At 39.0% G+C, this 18,368-nt stretch carries 21 protein-coding genes; 11 read left to right on the forward strand and 10 right to left on the reverse strand.

Translation table 11 applies throughout. The features are described from left to right. Positions 1-429 precede the first annotated feature (429 nt). The 3 genes from ACR42H_RS08580 (at position 430) to ACR42H_RS08590 (ending at position 2,223) form a co-directional block, all read left to right on the forward strand. Positions 430-891, forward strand: a complete 462-nt coding sequence (locus ACR42H_RS08580; protein ID WP_113881756.1) for a hypothetical protein — start codon at positions 430-432, stop codon at positions 889-891. Between the two features lie 198 nt (positions 892-1,089). Continuing rightward, positions 1,090-1,968 carry an NAD(P)-dependent oxidoreductase gene (locus tag ACR42H_RS08585; protein WP_436375571.1) on the forward strand — a complete coding sequence of 293 codons (879 nt, stop codon included), beginning with the start codon at positions 1,090-1,092 and terminating at the stop codon, positions 1,966-1,968. Between the two features lie 75 nt (positions 1,969-2,043). Further along, positions 2,044-2,223 (forward strand): hypothetical protein, encoded by a 180-nt coding sequence (locus ACR42H_RS08590; protein WP_113881758.1) that lies wholly within the window; start codon positions 2,044-2,046, stop codon positions 2,221-2,223. A 119-nt stretch (positions 2,224-2,342) separates the two neighbouring features. Here ACR42H_RS08590 and ACR42H_RS08595 read toward each other — a convergent pair whose 3' ends face one another. Together ACR42H_RS08595 and ACR42H_RS08600 are read right to left on the reverse strand one after the other, a co-directional pair. After that, a complete protein-coding gene (locus ACR42H_RS08595) occupies positions 2,343-3,494 on the reverse strand; it encodes an aminotransferase A (protein WP_436375574.1) in 1,152 nt (383 codons plus the stop codon). 109 nt (positions 3,495-3,603) lie between these two features. Further along, positions 3,604-3,807, reverse strand: coding sequence for a hypothetical protein (locus tag ACR42H_RS08600; protein WP_009331014.1), 204 nt, complete (start codon positions 3,805-3,807; stop codon positions 3,604-3,606). 277 nt (positions 3,808-4,084) lie between these two features. On the opposite strand from ACR42H_RS08600, the gene ACR42H_RS08605 reads away from it, so the two are divergent. The 4 genes from ACR42H_RS08605 to ACR42H_RS08620 all read left to right on the forward strand — a co-directional run bounded on the left by ACR42H_RS08605 (position 4,085) and on the right by ACR42H_RS08620 (position 8,389). Then, positions 4,085-4,615 (forward strand): RDD family protein, encoded by a 531-nt coding sequence (locus tag ACR42H_RS08605; protein WP_113881760.1) that lies wholly within the window; start codon positions 4,085-4,087, stop codon positions 4,613-4,615. 400 nt (positions 4,616-5,015) lie between these two features. Continuing rightward, positions 5,016-5,480: a DinB family protein gene (locus ACR42H_RS08610; RefSeq protein WP_243856133.1), complete on the forward strand. Its 465-nt coding sequence runs from the start codon at positions 5,016-5,018 to the stop codon at positions 5,478-5,480. A 411-nt stretch (positions 5,481-5,891) separates the two neighbouring features. Further along, entirely contained in the window at positions 5,892-7,211 is a 1,320-nt protein-coding gene (locus tag ACR42H_RS08615; RefSeq protein WP_113881762.1) for an MFS transporter, read from the forward strand. A gap of 272 nt (positions 7,212-7,483) precedes the next feature. Then, positions 7,484-8,389 carry a chemotaxis protein gene (locus ACR42H_RS08620; protein ID WP_113881764.1) on the forward strand — a complete coding sequence of 302 codons (906 nt, stop codon included), beginning with the start codon at positions 7,484-7,486 and terminating at the stop codon, positions 8,387-8,389. 48 nt (positions 8,390-8,437) lie between these two features. On the opposite strand, the gene ACR42H_RS08625 is transcribed toward ACR42H_RS08620, so the two are convergent. The 5 genes from ACR42H_RS08625 to ACR42H_RS08645 all read right to left on the reverse strand — a co-directional run bounded on the left by ACR42H_RS08625 (position 8,438) and on the right by ACR42H_RS08645 (position 12,509). Continuing rightward, positions 8,438-8,905, reverse strand: a complete 468-nt coding sequence (locus tag ACR42H_RS08625; protein WP_436375578.1) for a YkyB family protein — start codon at positions 8,903-8,905, stop codon at positions 8,438-8,440. Between the two features lie 95 nt (positions 8,906-9,000). Then, the gene (locus ACR42H_RS08630; protein WP_436375580.1) at positions 9,001-10,275 is read right to left on the reverse strand and encodes an MFS transporter; all 1,275 of its coding nucleotides are present in this window, start codon (positions 10,273-10,275) and stop codon (positions 9,001-9,003) included. Next, the gene (locus ACR42H_RS08635) at positions 10,272-10,886 is read right to left on the reverse strand and encodes a PadR family transcriptional regulator (RefSeq protein ID WP_436375583.1); all 615 of its coding nucleotides are present in this window, start codon (positions 10,884-10,886) and stop codon (positions 10,272-10,274) included. The genes ACR42H_RS08630 and ACR42H_RS08635 overlap by 4 nt, the downstream gene beginning before the upstream one ends. A gap of 123 nt (positions 10,887-11,009) precedes the next feature. After that, complete coding sequence (locus tag ACR42H_RS08640; protein WP_113882138.1) at positions 11,010-11,507, reverse strand: L,D-transpeptidase family protein; 498 nt, start codon at positions 11,505-11,507, stop codon at positions 11,010-11,012. A gap of 126 nt (positions 11,508-11,633) precedes the next feature. After that, entirely contained in the window at positions 11,634-12,509 is an 876-nt protein-coding gene (locus tag ACR42H_RS08645; protein ID WP_436375585.1) for a metallophosphoesterase, read from the reverse strand. A gap of 238 nt (positions 12,510-12,747) precedes the next feature. On the opposite strand from ACR42H_RS08645, the gene fadH reads away from it, so the two are divergent. Further along, the gene (fadH, locus tag ACR42H_RS08650) at positions 12,748-13,512 is read left to right on the forward strand and encodes a 2,4-dienoyl-CoA reductase (RefSeq protein ID WP_113881769.1); all 765 of its coding nucleotides are present in this window, start codon (positions 12,748-12,750) and stop codon (positions 13,510-13,512) included. A gap of 45 nt (positions 13,513-13,557) precedes the next feature. On the opposite strand, the gene ACR42H_RS08655 is transcribed toward fadH, so the two are convergent. Then, positions 13,558-14,337 carry a C39 family peptidase gene (locus tag ACR42H_RS08655; protein WP_436375587.1) on the reverse strand — a complete coding sequence of 260 codons (780 nt, stop codon included), beginning with the start codon at positions 14,335-14,337 and terminating at the stop codon, positions 13,558-13,560. A gap of 180 nt (positions 14,338-14,517) precedes the next feature. On the opposite strand from ACR42H_RS08655, the gene ACR42H_RS08660 reads away from it, so the two are divergent. The 3 genes from ACR42H_RS08660 (at position 14,518) to ACR42H_RS08670 (ending at position 17,016) form a co-directional block, all read left to right on the forward strand. Then, positions 14,518-15,735 (forward strand): EAL domain-containing protein, encoded by a 1,218-nt coding sequence (locus tag ACR42H_RS08660; RefSeq protein ID WP_113881771.1) that lies wholly within the window; start codon positions 14,518-14,520, stop codon positions 15,733-15,735. A gap of 78 nt (positions 15,736-15,813) precedes the next feature. After that, entirely contained in the window at positions 15,814-16,053 is a 240-nt protein-coding gene (locus ACR42H_RS08665) for a hypothetical protein (protein ID WP_113881772.1), read from the forward strand. 255 nt (positions 16,054-16,308) lie between these two features. Beyond that, complete coding sequence (locus ACR42H_RS08670) at positions 16,309-17,016, forward strand: DUF3993 domain-containing protein (RefSeq protein ID WP_436375589.1); 708 nt, start codon at positions 16,309-16,311, stop codon at positions 17,014-17,016. An 85-nt stretch (positions 17,017-17,101) separates the two neighbouring features. Here the strand turns inward: ACR42H_RS08670 and ACR42H_RS08675 are convergent, their stop codons facing one another. Both ACR42H_RS08675 and ACR42H_RS08680 read right to left on the reverse strand, forming a co-directional pair. After that, complete coding sequence (locus ACR42H_RS08675; RefSeq protein WP_113881774.1) at positions 17,102-17,344, reverse strand: glutaredoxin family protein; 243 nt, start codon at positions 17,342-17,344, stop codon at positions 17,102-17,104. Between the two features lie 60 nt (positions 17,345-17,404). Further along, positions 17,405-18,355 carry an MBL fold metallo-hydrolase gene (locus tag ACR42H_RS08680; protein ID WP_436375593.1) on the reverse strand — a complete coding sequence of 317 codons (951 nt, stop codon included), beginning with the start codon at positions 18,353-18,355 and terminating at the stop codon, positions 17,405-17,407. Positions 18,356-18,368 lie beyond the last annotated feature (13 nt).

Raw genomic sequence — 18,368 nt, forward strand, 5'->3', positions numbered from 1 at the left:
CTTAAGTAAGCTGATCATTCTCATTTTCCCCCCTTTTAAGCCGGCCAATAATGGCCGGTTTATTTTTTATCCTTCTCCAGTCAAAACTGCTATTCAGCCTTAAGCATGATGGAAATCACATCTTACGATTGTTATCCGGAATCTAAAACTCTCCTATAATGAAGCTACAACTTAAAAAGGAGAGATGGGAAATGATTACCATGATAATCAGCTTTCTCTTTCATGATCGATATAGGTGTATTAAAGAAAAGCAGAAAAACGACTTATATGAGATACAGAGCTCATTTTTAAGCCGTGTCCTCCACTAAAGAAGCCAGGAAGGGCTTCTTTTGTATTTTGTGCGCTTAAATTGAAGTAACGTTTTAGTTTTCTAATTGGGGTTTATCTTAAGGCTAGAATGGAAAAGGTGATGAAAAAGGAGGAATTCTTATGAATAAAAAGCTCATTTGCCTAATCCTTACCGCCATATTAGCCATGTCTATGTCAGGCTGCATTCAGGGGGCCCAGGACTCAATCGTCAATAGTCATGCTGAAGCCTTGCTTACTAAAAACAATGAGCTGCAGTTCCGGTTTAAAATTAATGATAAAATCCTTTCAGAAGAAGAATTATACAAAGTAAAGGTTTCCATACATAATGAAAAACTGGCCGCTGCCCTGGGTACGGATGAGTTTGTTTATGGGGAGGACACGATAATTGACGGGGAATATATAGAAGTCAATAATGAAAAGGGAAACTATATTTTTATGAATCCCATTCCTCTTACACAGGACCTGCATGTTTTCGAAATAGAAGAAATGATCGTGAATGAAGATGCAGTATCTGTAGAAATTTTAAATGAGGATGAAGTGATTGCTAGAGCATTCTTGAATAACTTTTCATCACAGCTTTAAAAGGAATCAAATGTGATGATTGGAGTTTTGTTTTAATCTAATTTGGGTATTAATAATTACGCGCATAAAATTGGGGATGGACCAGGTATTTGCCTGGTCTTTTGTCTTTATTTGGACATCTAATATTTTTAATCTAAGAAAAGGAATGGTAGAATTAATATAAAAAATTCAGATATTTATTTAAAGGGAGTGGGTACGTTGATTTCACCTGAAAATACAGTTATCGGTTTTGTGGGAACAGGGGTTATGGGCAAAAGCATGGCGGGACATCTGTTGAAAGCGGGTTATCCATTAGTTGTTTATACAAGAACCAAAGAAAAAGCTTCTGAACTAATAGAAAATGGGGCAGAGTGGGCTGAGACGCCTTTGGAAGTTGCAAAGAAAGCAAATGTAATAATTACGATTGTTGGTTATCCGGCAGATGTAGAGGAAGTGTATCTAGGGGAAAATGGCATTATTACAAATGGCAGAGAAAATACATATGTAATTGACATGACCACCTCGACACCTACATTGGCCAAAAGGATATACGAAGAAGCAGGCAAAAAAGGAATGCATGCAATAGATGCCCCTGTTTCAGGAGGAGATATCGGCGCAAGGCATGCAAAGCTTTCAATAATGGCCGGAGGAGACAGGGACGCATTTCTCGCTGTAGAGCCGATTTTCAACCTTCTCGGAACAAATATCGTTTATCAAGGAAAAGCAGGAGCCGGACAACATACGAAAATGTGTAATCAAATTGCGATTGCATCAAATATGATCGGTGTGTGTGAAGCGGTAGTTTATGCTGAAAAAGCAGGTTTGGACCCTAGGACAGTGCTTCAAAGCATATCATCTGGTGCAGCAGGCAGCTGGTCACTTTCAAATCTTGCACCGAGGATAATTGATGGCAACTTTGAACCAGGCTTTTATATAAAACATTTTATTAAGGACATGAATATCGCCTTAGATGAAGCAGAAGCAATGGGCATTATGACTCCAGGGCTTGCTCTTGCAAAAAAAATGTATGCCGGGCTTTCTGAAAAAGGGGAAGAAAACAGCGGTACACAGGCATTATATAAATATTGGGATAAGTAATTTGCACCTGTTAATGAATAAAGCCCCTTTTTTCACTTCAAACTAATAAAGAAAGTGAAAAGGGGGGTTAGACAGGTGGCTAAAAGAAATAAGAAAAATGATCCTCAGCAAAAGAACAAAAAAGGCTTCGATTCCGCTGTCATTGATTCTGAATTCTCCCACGAATTTGGAAGTGCTGACACGAATAAAGTTCATAAGGATAAAGCCAAAAAGGAAAAGGCATCGAAAAACAGCGGTCAATATCAGGGACAGTAAGGGTGAAAAAGGCAGGCAGGGAGCCTGCCTTTTTGCTTAGATTGAAATTAGAAGTAATGGATATACAAACAGTGCAATTCCTCCTAAAAAGGGAAATGGGCTGTTGACTGAGTGATTCGCTACAATATACCCTTCAGATACTTTTCGATCCGGTCAAGACCTTCCTTTAATGTGTCCATGGAATAGGCAAAGGAAATCCTGAAATAACCTTCTCCATATGAGGAGAATGCACTGCCTGGAACAACTGCAACTCCTGCATGTTTAACAAGAGAAAGGGCAAATTCAAAGGAGTTCATTGATACATCTGGTATTTTTATGAAAAAATAAAATGCACCATCCGGTTTGACTACATCCAGATTCATTTGTATTAGTCGTTCATATACATAGTCACGGCGTTTGGCATATTCATGCCTCATTGGTATGGCCTCGTTTATTCCTGTTGTCAGCGCATCAAGAGCTGCCATCTGGGAGACAGAAGCTGCGCATGTCACATTATACTGATGTACCTTTAAGATATGTTTGGCCAGGTTTTCCGGTGCGAATAAAAGACCTATGCGCCAGCCTGTCATGGAATGGGATTTTGAAAGTCCATTAATTACTATAGTTTGCTCCCGCAAAAGGGAAGCGATTGAGTGGTGTATTTGATCATAGATCAGTTCGCTGTAAATTTCATCAGCAAGGATAAAGATATCTTTGCCTTTAACAAGAGCAGCAATTTTCTCAAGCTCCTCCAAATTCAGACTCACACCTGTCGGGTTCGACGGATATGGAAGGACAATGCACCTTGTTTTATCACTCATTTGTTCTGCAATTAAATCCGCAGTAAATCTAAACTTGTTTCTGGAAATATCAGTATGCACCGGAACTGAACCGCAAAGCTTTATGATTGGCTCATAACCGGGATAAACAGGACCAGGCAGAATTACTTCCGATCCTTCATCCAGAATTGTACGGAATGCAATATCGATAGCTTCACTTGCCCCCGTTGTCACAATAATTTCTAATTCAGGGTTATATGTAAGGTTATATTTTGATTTTACAAAAGAAGCTGCAGCTTCCCGTAATCGAATATCGCCCGCATTGTGTGTATAGGAGGTAAAGTTCTCGTCGATTGCCTGTTTAGCTGCTTCTTTAACATGTAATGGCGTCGGGAAATCTGGCTGTCCAATTGTAAGAGAAATCATGTCCTTGGTGCCGGCAACCATATTGAAAAACCTTCTGATTCCGGAAATTTCAATGTCCTTCACTCTTTGATTAATTAAATGTTCCAATGTGTTCACCTCGCATAATCATAATGTATATTCTATCACTTTGATGCGGGAGCAAACAGAAAAAAATAAAACAGGCCTGAATTATATTTCAGAGCCTGTAAAAATAAAATTAGTATCCGTAATCCCAATCGACTTCGTCTTCATGCCATAATACCGGGGATACAGCACCAAAATCGATTACTTTATTTTCTATATGGCATCGGCAATGTTTGTCGCCGCATTGATCTTTCATTTCCTCAAACACAGAATGCTCCACATTTTCCAAAATCGTAACTTTATGTTCATCATGGTAAAGGATTGCTGTACCTTTCATGCCTGATCGCACCTCTTTTTTAATTTATATAAAACTTGCTTTCAGCTTTACAAACTTATTTTATGACTTGGGAAAAACAGTGTCTACACTGTTATAAGACTGTTCACAAAAAAGTCAAGATGAAAACGTTTTAGAGAAATTTTTGTTAAAAATAAATGAGTGTAAAAATTTACAAATAGTTGAATATAATTCATGTAGAGATTAACATTAGTAGATAGTGGAAACTATATTTTTAGTTTGTTAGTTTTCCAGCTGAATAAATAAAGGAGGATTTAAAGTGGAGACATCTTTAGAGAAGCAGCCTTATGAAATCACTAAGGAATATGGCGGATTCTGGCTCCGATTTGCGGCCTATTTAATCGATTCTATTATTGTTGGAATTCCGCTTGCAATTCTAAGCATTGTTATCTTTATGATTTTCTTTGGCACTTCTGACGCTTTTAATACGATGATAAGCGACCCATCTTATATGGAAACAGAAATGACCAATGAAGAAGCAATTGCATTCATGGGATCTTATTTTGGCGCACTTGGAGTAACCTTTCTTGTCAATCTTGTCGTTGCTGTTGCCTATTTTGCAGGCCTGCATGCATCCAAATGGCAGGGAACTGTGGGCAAAAAGCTGCTGGGATTAAAAGTGACTGACTTAAATGGAAACCGCATTTCTTTCTGGAGGGCGCTTGGAAGATATTTGGCCATGGCCATCCTGTCTGGTATTTTCCTTATCGGCTATATCATTGCGGCCTTTACAGAGAAAAAACAGGCTTTGCATGATTTAATCGCAAGCACAGTTGTATTAAAAAAATAAGGTATATTAGTAAAATCGTTACTTTATCACTGAATAATAAGTTAAAAATAATGAGTTGATTTTCGCTGTGGGCACTTGAACGTCGAAAAAGCTTCCGCATTTTCTTTGTCCGGTGTTCCTAAGAGGAAGCTTATTCAATGTCCTCGCAAGGAGAGGGAGTGGGAGAACCGCAGGCGGAGCCAAGGAGGCTCTCATTCCTCCCTGTGGAAAGCAAGTGTCCCGTGCTGAGATCAACGGGCTGTATCATGATCAAAACAGTATTCTATGCAGATATGGACCAATAATAATTTTTAATTGGGCTGCAGGCACTGAGTTGCAATGCAGCTTTTTTTTGTGGGTCAGCAATAAAAAGGATTTATTATCTGAATGCAGAATATATTTTTAGGAAGGGAGGATGAAAATGAAGAAGCAAGATATTATTAGTCACTATGAATCTTTTTCTGTATGGCTTGAGTCGATAAAAGATCTTGACCGGGAAAATTGGCTAAAGCCTGTCTCGGCTGGAAAATGGCCGGTTGCGGCAGTAGTTGCCCATCTGTTATTTTGGGATAGATATTCTATTGAACAGCGTTTCCCATTTTTTAAAGAGGGTGCAGTACTTGAGAACTTTCCTGATTTTCAAAGTGTTAATAATGCTGCACTGGAATACGCTAAAAAGCATGCACAATTAGAGATTATTGAAGAACTTTTATCAGTGCGGAGACAATTTCTTCAGATGCTTGAGGGCATGTCAGAAGAGAAACTGGATACAGCTTTTAAAATCGGCAGCACTAGCTTAACTGTGCGCGATTATTTTGCAGACTTTATAGGACATGACATTCACCATAAAAAGCAGATAATACAGTCAGCAGGCATTAGTGTATAACACCGGCTGACAGTCTATTTTTCTGTAATGTACGATGCTATAACTTCATGCAGCAAAACAGGCAGAGGCTCCTGATCGGGATGATGGACCCAATAAAACAAGATGCCAAAGAAATAAGGCACCATCATTGCGGAAATGCGGGAAAATTCTGCCTGTTCATTAAATTCCCCCCTGTTTTGGCCTTCACCAATCAGACAAGTAGATTAATTGCTTTATATTCTCTTTGTTCATACCTTTTCGCTTTTCCCCACTTTAAATTAATTTCTGCTATTGTTGCATAAAAAAGGTTGTTTTAATATTCATTAAATTATAAAAAAAGTTGCATTGAATAAAATTTGGTAAAATAAAAGGGTTTTAAAGAAAGGTCTTGAATAAGGAATAAGGTGTTTTTTACCTGAAGGAGCTGATGACATGGAAATAGAAAAAACGGAGCTGCAGAAACAGGGGAAATTCAATTCCTGGAGGCTATATATGACTCTGCCCATTGTATCATGGGCACTTTACGATTTTGCTAATACTATTTTTTCCTCAAATATTAATACCATTTTCTTTCCTTTTTACCTGCAGGAAGTAATAGGAGAGAATGAAGTTTTAAATCAGATAGCTAGTACCTTTATTTCTTATTCTAATGCGCTGGCAAGCTTTTTTCTTGTCCTGTTCTCTCCATTGTTTGGGGTTATGATAGACAGGACAGGAAGAAAAAAGAAATATATAGTAATCTTTACGCTTATTACTGTAATGGCGACCATTTTAATGGGGGTATTTGCATCAAGCCAGATTAGCGGGAAAATATTTGGGCTTCCAGTTTATCTTGCACTCGTTATTATATGTTTTATTATTGCAAAGTTTTTTTTCCATTCCAGTCTGGTTTTTTACGATGCCATGATTTCAGACCTGGGAACAAAGCAGGATATACCGTTGATTTCGGGCTTTGGGGTGGCAGTTGGCTATATCGGAACCCTTGTAGGCCTCACAGTTTATTTATTTGTAGGAGATGACGGTTTTCACGAATCTTTTATACCAACTGCTTTACTATTTCTGCTGTTCTCTTTGCCGCTGTTTTTCTTAGTAAAAGATAAGCCTTACCAGGCAAAAGAAAAACAAAAATTTTTATCAGGCTATAAGGAAATTTGGCAGACTTTTAAAGATATGAAACATTATAAGGCGATTTTCACTTTCATGATTGCTTATTTTTTCTTAAATGATGCAATTGCCACAACGATTGCCATGATGGCTGTTTACGCAAAAACGATTGTCGGCTTTTCAACTGGCCAATTCATTTTATTATATCTTGCTTCAACATTATCCAGTATAATTGGTTCTTTTGTATTTGGCTATATTACCAAGGCGAAAGGGCCCTACAAAGCGGTTAAGTACGTAGGGATCCTTCTTCTTGTTGCTCTGGCAATTGCGGTTGGGGCTGTCAATGAAACCATGTTTTGGATTGCGGGCAGCATGTTTGGCGTCGCTCTGGGCTCCATGTGGGTTACCACAAGGACTTATATTGTGGAATTGACTCCAGAAGATAAAAGAGGGCAGTTTTTTGGTTTGTTTGCATTTTCAGGGAAAGTATCTTCGATAATCGGACCTGTTATTTATGGAAGCATAACTTTGATCTTTGCCAGCTATGGAAACCTGGCAAGCAGACTTGCTTTAGGTTCATTGATGATTTTAACGATAATTGGCCTGTTTGTTCATTCGAAAATTAAGGACGACAGCATTCCTGATTAGGTATCCATCAATAGTGCTAGGAAGAAGCAAGCCCCCAATGGCTTGCTTCTTGTTGTTTTAGCAAAGCAGCTGACTTCCTGTTCCCAAAATAAGGACTTTTTTCATAATGAACTAAAATTTTCATAAGAAATTTTATCCATTCATGGTATATTAATAGAGAAAAAGATTCATGATTCATACTCGGTGCTGTCTTGCTGCTCATAAAACAAGCGTCATACAAATTGAAGCCGCGAACTTAGATATAAGCATATGAAAAAGGAAGGGCGAATAAAGTGGAACAGAAAAAAGGCATTTTACTGGAAAGCGGAACGAATGAACTGGAGATTGTTGAGTTTTCAATAGGAAGGAATAAATTTGGGATTAATGTTATTAAAGTGAAGGAAATTATTAATCCTGTACCAGTCATTCCTGTCCCGCATTCTCATCGTAATATTGAAGGGATCATTGAACTGAGGGGAGAGGTTCTTCCAGTAGTGGATGTAGCATCATCATTAAATATGCCGGCCTCAGAAAGCCCTCAGCAGGATAAGTTTATTGTGACAGAGTTTAATCAGCAGAAAATAGTTTTTCATGTTCATAATGTTTCAAAAATTCACCGCATTTCCTGGAACCAAATTGAAAAGCCTTCTGAAATGTATCAGGGGCAGGAAAGCCAGATTATTGGAATTATAAAGCTTGAAGATGAGATGGTGCTGCTGCTTGACTTTGAAAAAATGGTCACAGAGATAAATCCGGATTCAGGGATTAGCATTCAGAAGGTGCAGAAACTTGGAAAGCGTGAAAGGTCTGACAAGAAGCTGCTTATTGCAGAAGACTCTCCACTCCTAAGAAAGCTTTTGAATGATACTTTAAATGAAGCTGGCTTTTCTCAAATTGAATTTTTTGAAAATGGATACGATGCTTATGAATATTTGTATTCCTTAGCCAAGTCGGGGCGCGATGTCACTAAGGAAGTGCAGCTCATGATCACTGATATCGAAATGCCGCAAATGGACGGGCATCACCTTACTAAAAAAGTTAAAGATCACCCTGTGCTGGCAAAAATTCCAGTTATTATTTTTTCTTCATTGATTACCGAAGATCTTCGCCACAAGGGCCATATGGTTGGAGCCAATGCGCAGGTGAGCAAGCCTGAAATTGCAGAATTGGTGCTTTTGATAGATCAGCATGCATTATAGAACCACCACAAAGAAAAAGCTGGAATTTTCATTCCAGCTTTTTTGTGATTAAAAGTAACTTTCCCCTAATTTCTTAAATACAGGTTTTTCATAGCGGTGCTTTTTTGCATTTGGCATGCTATTAAGCTCTTTTAGCTCTGTATATGACATAAGCAATTTTTTCGCCGCATTAAGAGATAGAGAAGATTTTGGATTTCTGACGAAGGAATCGAGTTTGCCCAAATGGGGAAGCTCTGAGAAATCCTCTTTAGAAGGCGGAAGGTGGAAAGAATAATTCCCGCATTTTACAAGAACATCTGACTGCTGCTGGCTGTTTTTTGGATTGCCAGAATAGTGAAGGCCTGCTTTCCGGGCTTTTCCTTCTTTAATTAACTTTTGAAGTGCATCGTGCTTTAATTTATACAAAAATTTAGGGTTTGGTGCTGTCTTTGCATGGCGGTTAACGGTGAAGATGGCTTGAGAGAGGTTTTCAACCGTTGGTTGCAGATGGGGATATTGTTTCTTATCAGAATTCAATTTCCAATCTCCTTTCAAATTATAAAGGGGTATAAACATATTATACCCTTTTTAGTCAATAAAACCAACTTAGGATAGGCTTTTATTACAAAAGCTTATCCATCCAGCTGTTTCCCTCTTATAGGTTGGAAGGATCCTGATTTTTTCCATATTATCATCAGCATTGTTGAACCTAATAATGTTGTTGCCAAACCAGCGCCAATCATAACAAAAGAGGCGCCTAGCTGTTTTGCAAGAAGAGCTCCTGCCGCAGGTGCAATAAGCATGGAAAAAGTCTGCAGGGACATGGCGGCAGCTGAAACTCTGCCCATCATTTGCTTTGGTGTTTCAGATTGGAGCACATAGCCGTAAGGAACAGATTCTCCCGCACCTAAAAGACCTAATAGACATGCACCGATTATCCAGACCAGTGCAGGGAAATTTAGAAAACCTAAGCCTCCGAGTCCAACAGCTACAATAAAAGTGCCGCTTAATATGGCCGAAGAACTCATTAAGTGGACGGGTTTTCGGTTCCACCCTGTCCACTGGCCCAGCAAAAGTGAGCCCGCCACACTGCCTGCTCCTACTGCACTGATCAGCAATCCGAAATTTCCCTCATTAAAGCCAATCTGCTTTGCAATAAAAATAAATAACCCATCATAAAGGAAAATGATGAAAAAAGCTGCAGAAGAAAGAATAATTGAGATCCTTAAAAGGGGAGCATGGAAAATATGTTTTATGCCCTCTGAAAATTCTTTCCAAAAACTTGTTTTGACAGTAGAGGTTTCAGCCATTCTTTTATCTGATTCCTCAAAAGATGTTAAGCTGGGAAGAAACGAAAGGAAAATAATGGATACAATGAATCCTGCTGCTTCAAATAAAAAGGGGCTTTTTGGTCCGAGAACTGCTATTATCCCTCCGCCTAAAGCTGGCGCTGCAATTTTCATGGTATTGACTGAAAGCTGGCTTAGAGTTACTGCTTCAGGCAGCATGCTGTCAGGTACAACCATCCGGATCGCACTCTGCCTTGCCGGGTCGTAAAGGGCTGATACGGTTCCCTTTAAAAACACAAATAATAGCAGAATGTATAGGTTGGGAGCGTAAAACAAGCCTCCGACAAAGACAATTCTTAAAAGAAGGCAAACAATCATAACAGCTTTTTTCGGCAATCTGTCCACAAACACACTTGCAAATGGGCCGATAATGACCCATGGAAGACCGAGAACAATAATGACAGAGGCAATTGCCGTTTCATCAAGCCCCCAGTGATAAGCAACAATAACCTGCAAAGCAATAAAATCGAGCCAGTTACCCAAATCGGAAAATAGCTGCGCACCAAAAAGAGAGCGAAAGGGTTTCAGCTTGAGTGGTTTAAAAATGCCGGGTTTCATTGGAAATTCCCCTTTTCCCCGCCTATGGCCATCCTTCGCCTGTTTAGCAGCTTTTCAGTATTGCCGTGAGGATCCTGGCCAACTGGCAGATTATTATTTTGCAGAACTTCAATTGATTCTTCAATCCATTTAATTTCTGTTTCCAGCTTCATTTCTGCATATCGAATCGAGAGGCAGCCAAGTCTGCTGACATAGGAGTATCCATTTCGCGGCCATTCCTGTACAAATTTTAGAATATCAGTGGCTTCTTCTTTTCTTTTAAATAAATGGCTAATTAACACATCATTATCCATATCTTCATGCCACGTTGACATTTTCATTAGCAATTCATCTTTTATAACTGGAAAAGGAGGAGGAGTCTTCAGCCAGTTCTCAAACTCTTTCCAGCCTTTTGCAGTGAGCTCATACTTTTTTTTCTTTCTTCCTTCATCTTCCTGCTCGATTGCATAGATAAATCCTTCTTTCTCCAGATTTTTCAATTTTGGGTAAATGCTCCCATAGCTCATTCCCCAATAAAGGCCAGCAGCTTTGTGTTCAAATTCAGATTTAATATTATAGCCCGTGCTGGGCCAAAAGCTTAGGACAGCGAGAATTGTATGTTCTATAGACATTAATAAAACTCCTTTCAATGTATCAAAGTGATATATCAATATGATATGTTGTGCTTAAAAAAATATCAACAAAAAAAATAAAAACTTTCGCAATTTTTCAGCGAAAGTTTTTGTAAGCAGCAGCTATGGCTGTATCCGTACCCTGGTGCCATTTGGCACTATGCGTGACAATTCGAGCACATCCTGGTTATACATGCGTATACAGCCTTTGGAAACAGATTGGCCAATTGAGGAAGGGTTATTGGTTCCGTGAATTCCATAGCCGGCTTTTGACAGGGAAAGCCACATGACCCCATATGGGCCGCCGGGATTGGGTTCTCTGTTCACAATAACAAACTCTCCAATTGGGGTCTGTGTCAGCATTTTTCCGACGGCAATAGGATACACTTTTTGAATGGCGCCGTTATATAAAAGAGTTAAGCTTCTTTTGCCTTTTGAAACAATGATGGTATACGGAATGGAGGCAGGTTCCGGCAGCCCTGGTATTACTATTCGCTGGCCGGAATAAATAAGGCCCGGGTTTACAATGGAAGGATTTGCCGCCAGGAGCTCGCTTAAAGGGCGGCGGTAATTTTTTGCGATGACAGACAATGTCTCACCAGGTTTTACTATATGGTAAATAACAATCACCTCTTTCTTAAAGGTCTATTCAAATATATGCCTGCAAAAATGATCTTGTAACTAATTGGATAAATTGTGTCCCGAAGGAAGCAAAAAAAGGGAAAGCTGCAAAGATGTGCTTTCCCTTTAATTCTCTCTGTTTGATTGTAAAGTAAATACCGTCAGTTCAGGTTTGGATAAAAACCGGAAGGGCAGCCGGGTTGTACCAAGCCCTCTGTTTACATAAAGAGTTAAAGGGCTTTGGCCGCCGATTTCATAGAAGCCTTCATAATATCTTTCAGCATGCGGCGGTTTAACTAACGCTCCCATAAACGGCAGTTTTATTTGTCCTCCATGACTATGGCCGCTCAACTGCAGATTGATGTTGAAAGCTGAGGCTTCATCTGCTAAATCCGGTGCATGGGACAATAAAATGTTATAGGAAGAATCGTCCAAACTTCGACTGGCAAGCTTTATGTCCGGTCTGCCGAGCATGGCATCGTCAATGCCGATAATCTGGATGCTGCTGCCGGAAAACTCGATTTTGCGATTTTCATTCAGCAAAAGAATAAATTCGGATTCTTCCATAATAGATTTAAAGATATCAGAACCATAGCCCCCGTGATCATGGTTTCCATAAATAGCAAACCTTCCAAGCGGCGCCTGAATTCTTTTCAGGAGGGGGGCAATTTGGTTTGCCTCTTTATATTTATTGGGTTCATCCATCAGATCACCTGTAAAGAAGACAATATCAGGCTTCAAGCTGTTTATCTTTTCAATCAATTTTTCTAGCTGCTTCAGGTCATAATGAAATCCTAAATGGGTATCGCTGAATTGGATGATTTTTTTATTATGGAACGCTTTTGGAATAGCGTTGTCAGAGATTTTGTATTTTGTAATTTCCAAGAGCCGCGGCTCAATATCCCGTGCATAATAATAGCCGCCTGCACTAATACCAAAAACAGCAGCAAAAAAGCCTAGAGCTCTTTTTAAAAAAGATCTTCTGGACACTTTTTCCGGCATTTAGCATACCAACCTATCTATAAATAATTTATTGACATGAGTAAAGGCACTGCCTTCTCATAGCAGTATCTTTAATACTATCAAACTATCCTATTAAAAAGAAGAAATAACTATACTTGTTTTTTATCCTTCGTTTTCCTTAAAATTATTAATTTATTTGTAAATAATAATTCGAAAATTCTTTATTTAATGGTAAAATATAAATGAATGATCATTCATTTTTGGGAGGGGAATTAGAATGAAGAATAAAACAGTCATTGTTACTGGCGGTTCCAGCGGCATGGGAAAATATATGGCAAAGAGGTTTGCTGAAGCTGGAGCCAACGTGGTGATAACAGGAAGAAACCCGGAACGCCTTGAGACAGCAAAAGCTGAAATTCAAGCATTCCAGGGACAAGTTTTGACAATTCAAATGGATGTCCGTGAAATTGAACATGTTAAACATATGCTCAATGAAACACTGAGTGCATTTGGACAAATTGATTTCCTTGTTAATAATGCAGCGGGAAATTTTATATGCCCTGCAGAGCAGCTGAGTGCAAATGGATGGAATTCTGTTATTAATATTGTCTTGAATGGAACCTTTTATTGTTCGAGTGAAGTGGGTAAATACTGGATTGAAAAAGGAATTAAGGGGAGCATCATTAATATGGTGGCTACATATGCTTGGGATGCTGGAGCGGGTGTTATACACTCGGCAGCCGCAAAAGCAGGTGTATTATCCATGACAAGAACCTTGGCTGTAGAATGGGGTAGAAAATACGGAATTAGAGTGAATGCAATAGCCCCAGGTCCGATTGAAAGGACAGGAGGGGCTGACAGGCTTTGGGAATCAGAAGATGCTGCAAACAGGACACTCCAAAGTGTGCCTCTTGGCAGGCTCGGGAAGCCGGAAGAAATCGCAGAATTGGCATTCTTCCTTTTCTCAGAGCATGCAGGTTATATTAATGGGGAATGCATCACTATGGATGGAGGACAGTGGCTGAATCAATTTCCATTTTGATGTTTATAAATACCGGCTGAATTATTTTCAGCCGGTTGACATTATCTATTGGTAACTTACTGCCCTGGATTGCAATGCTTTCCAAGAGGAGATGAATCGTTCTTTAGAAACCTTCACCTGTTTTTTCCCTGAGAGGGGATCGTTTAGAATAACAAACTGTTCATCATAGCCTACTAATACGACTGCATGAAGATCTAATGGGGTTTTAATGGTTTTGCCGGAGTGAGTCCAGGACTCCCAGCGATCAGGAAGCCTATAATCTCCTGTTGTCCAGACCACAGCAGGATATCCTTTGGACACATGCATAAGAACCGTTTCAAAATGTTGGCCGGATAAATTAACGGCTCTTCCGGGAAGATATTTATTCACTAATTCTTCAATTGGTTTATCAAAAACAGCGTAGCCTGCACTTGTTCCGGTCATATCTCCTACAAATCCTTCTGCTGGATTACCCCATTTCAAAATATCACCTTTTGAACGTATCAGCGGATCATTATCTTTCTTTACTGCATTATACAAATCCATTTTCCCCACTTGCACACCTGCATGCCGCAGGACCATTGTCAGGCTGGTTACTTCGCACCCATACTTCAATTCGGGGTTTTGTCTGATTAGTGGAACATCAATAATGACAGATTCCTTTTTCACAGCCGAAAGAGTTTTCGTAGACTGGGCTGTTACATTCTGCTGTACCTTTGCCTTGACTGATATTAGTGCATCCAGCTCTTTTGATGCAATGTCAGATTTATGGAAAGAACTGGCTGGTTCTGAATGGCCGCAGCCAAGCAAAGGAATAAGAAGGGATATAAATAGGAAATTCCTCATGAAATACCCTCTTTCTTAGATGTCCTGCTATTAGCTTGTGAGAGAAGGCGCAGCAATATGATGCAAAGCTTTTGCCAAACAATGAGGTTTTATCAAAAAGTGGAATCTATATTTTGAATAGTAAAAGTTTTAAGCGAATATGGTATAATAACTCATTAATATACATAGGGAGGCTAGGACATGGATGCATTGGATATCCTTACAGATTTGGATAATGTATTTCCTTATTTCCAGCCAATATTCAGTGCGGATGAGCATCGTGTCATTGGTTATGAGGTTTTAGGCCGATATAGAGGATCTGATGGAGTTGCCAGTAGTCTGGGGCCGTTCTTCCAGGATGAGAATATTCCTGAAGAATACCGGATTGAAGTAGATTATGAAGTATTAAAAAAGGCTTTGGATAAGGCCCGGGACCTGGATAAAGATATTTTGCTTTTCGTCAACAGGGATGCTGACTTGCTCATGTATAATGACGGGGAACAATTTTTAAATACCCTCCACGAATATGAAAAACAAGGAATAAGCCTTGACCGGATTGTACTGGAAATTACAGAACGGAATTATAAGGGCGATATTGACCATCTGGACCATCTATTGAATTATTACAGGACATATGGAATCAAATTAGCAATAGATAAACTAGGCAATGAAAGCAGTCATCTGGACAGGATCGGGCAATTGGCTCCCGACATTTTAAAGGTGGATCTGGAGTCCATGAAATCAAATGCTTCTGCCTATAATTTTAATGATATCCTCTATTCTTTATCCATGCTTGCCAGGAAAATAGGAGCGAGCATGCTTTTTGAAAATATTGAAATGGTTTATCAGCTTCAGTTTGCCTGGAAAAATGGAGGCCGTTATTATCAAGGTTATTATTTGCAAAAACCGGCTGAAAATTTCACTGATAGAGATATTTTAAAGGAAAAATTACGAAGTGAATGCCATCGGTTTATTGTGCATGAAAAGAAAAAATTGGAGTCCTTGTATCAGGTTACACTGGAGTTCAATGAAAAGATGATTGATTTTGCCAATAAAAATAAAAAGGTTTTTGTATATGAAGAAACTTTGGAGCAGATTACGGTTCTTCTGGATGGTGCAGCTTTTCGCCTGTATATTTGCGATGAAGATGGATTCCAGAAATCTGCGAATTATTTCAAACGGGATGGGGAATGGATAACCCAGGAAGAATATCTTCACAAAAACTGGAGCTGGCGACCATACTTTCTTGAAAATATCATGAAAATGCGAATAAATAAAAAAGGTATCCTCTCTGATTTGTATACCGATATTGAGACAGGCGAAACAATCAGGACATTTTCCTTCCCGCTTAATACCAATGATTACTTATTTGTGGATCTATCGTACGAATTTTTATACAACCATGATGGGTTATTATAAGCATAAAAATTAAAAAGTATAAACAATCTTAATTTGAGGAAATGTAAGTGTAGAACTTTCCTTGAGGAGAGATTAGACATGAGCATGTACACATTGATCATATTAGTTATCGGTTTGGGGATACTCGGTTACGCCCTGGCTTACACCCTGTTTGCTGCAAAGGAGCGAAAGGCTGTAAAAGGTGATATTGATGCAGAACTGCCTGATAATGTTCAAAAGCATGCATATATCAGAAACCCAATCTTTCTCACATATGCGATTTGCTTTGGAATTCTTCTTGTTATGATCACTTATTTTGCACTTACATGGAATTGGTAAAGACCCTCATAGGCAGGGTCTTTTTTTATTTAAATAGGTACATGCTGCTGATTAACAATATTTACATCTTCATTTATATACACTTTTCCGCTTATTGCGTTAATTCTTTGTCAATACGGGTAGATTCATAACAAGAAACGAATTTTTATGTCAAAACATAAGAGAATTTCGGGTACGAAAACCGGCAACAGCAGATTTATTTGCTGGTAAAATTGATGGTATAGAATAGTGAACGATTAAGAAAGGGAGAGTGGAATGTACAAGCACTTAACAGGAATTTTTATCACAATTGCAGTCATGGCAGCAGCAATTCCTTCCCATACAAATGCCGAGAGCCTTAACAATAAACAAGAGGTATACAAATTCCTGCAAAATGCATTTTATTCACAGGTTTCGCTGAGCGAGGAAGAGCGAAGCATGAAGGAAGTCGATGAATTGCTTGACCCATATTTTTCAGAAAAACCTAAAGTTGAATTTCTGAATGAAAACCTTGTTTCAGAGAATGGCAAGTACTTTACCCTTGGATCTGATGCTGCTGCATATTACATTCCCTTCTTTACGTATTCAGGTAATACAGAAGTAGTTAAAGAAGGAAGTAAAATTTATGTGTATGAATACTTTCCGGATAATCAAGACGGCCCTGTCGCATATGAAGGTCACTATGAGGGACTTTTGCTTGCGGAACAAGAAGGGGGATTTAAAATCACCAAATTCCTGGGTGAAAATATACCCGAGAAAATTTTAAAGAAAGCCGAGAGTAATGAAGAAGCAGCAACACAAAGCTCATTTAAAACACCTGAAAATCCAATTTGGATTAACAAACCGTCGTATCAATTCGGATTCCTGCTAAATCCATTCGACGCTTTGTTTCGTTCAGGAAGTATGCTTTTAACAGATAATAAACAAGGTATAATTGCTTTATTTGAACATCAGGAATTAAACGGGCAGCTGGCATCCAATTAGATGATAGGAGCTTAAAAGCTTAGCTTTTAAGCTCCTATTTTAATTATTGCAGCCTGACAGGCAGGAGATCCCTGCAATGGAAGTTTCACTTTTTGCCATCATCTAATGCAGATTGCAGTCTTTCAAGGTCAAAACCCCTAATGACAGTATCTCCGATGACAATTGTAGGAGTGGAAAAAGAATTATATTTCCTGGTCAGCTCTTTGTGGGCTGCTGTATCTTTTTTAATATCTTTTATCGTATAAAAATATCCTTTTTCATTCAAAAACATCTTCGTAATCTCACAGGGCGGACAATCCGGCTGTGTGTATAAAACAATTTCTTTCAAAGTGCTTCCCCCCTGAGTTTTTTGTTATTCCATCATAATGCAGGATCTTAAAGTAAGCAATTAGTTTGTTTTTTGCAGATAATCGATCAATCCCATAGAGCACACGGTGATATCCACAGAGAGGATCTTATATACAGGGTGGTCAGATGGGATGCCTCTGCCATTTAGATAGACTTTGATTTTTTCTTCAAGCATGTCTTGTGCTGCCTGTGTCTGCTGATCTAAAGAACCGCCTTCAGATACGGCAATTCTGCCTGCATGCAGGAAAATCTTAAGCCAATCCTTAATTTGCCTGTAGACCTCTTTGGGGTTTGAACTCATGCCATAATGGCCAAAGAAAATAAAATCAATATCCATTTTTTCGTACATGGCAATGGATTCGAGCATTTTGTCTGGATCGAATTGGTTTGGTGAAGTTGACGGCAGATACATTTCAATTCCATTTTCTTTTAATTGAGGATAAGATACACCAGCAGTGTCTCCTGTGAACATTCCATTTAAACCAGGATGAAAGATACTGAAGTGGTGATTAGCGTGTCCGGGTGAATGATAAAATTTCAGGGTGCAATTTGGTCCTATTTTAAGCTCTTCTTTGTGTTCTTTTGTGATAATTTTATCCTCTCGAACAGGCAAAATAGGATTAAATAGTCCATCAAATTTATCACCATAAACAGCTTTTGCACCAGCAATTAAGCGGGAAGGATCTGCCAAGTGCCTGCCGCCTTTCGGGTGGACAATAACCTTTGCATTCGGACAGTGGGTTAGTAAAAGGCCTGTGCCGCCTGCATGGTCAAGATGAATATGGGTAACGATGATATACTCAACTTCCTCGGGTGTAATGTGAAGCTGGCTTAGTCCTTCCAGTATGTAGGGAATTGAAGGACTTGCGGAAGTTTCGATCAAAGTCAGCTTTTCTTCTGTTAAGACATATGTACCGGTACGTTTTTCCAATGAAAGATCAAAATCGTCAATTAAATATAGATTTTCCGCCAATTTTTCAGGTTTTGCCAAAAAAAATCACATC

It is taken from the genome of Cytobacillus sp. BC1816 (assembly GCF_051353635.1).
Taxonomy (GTDB): domain Bacteria; phylum Bacillota; class Bacilli; order Bacillales; family Cytobacillaceae; genus Cytobacillus; species Cytobacillus oceanisediminis_C.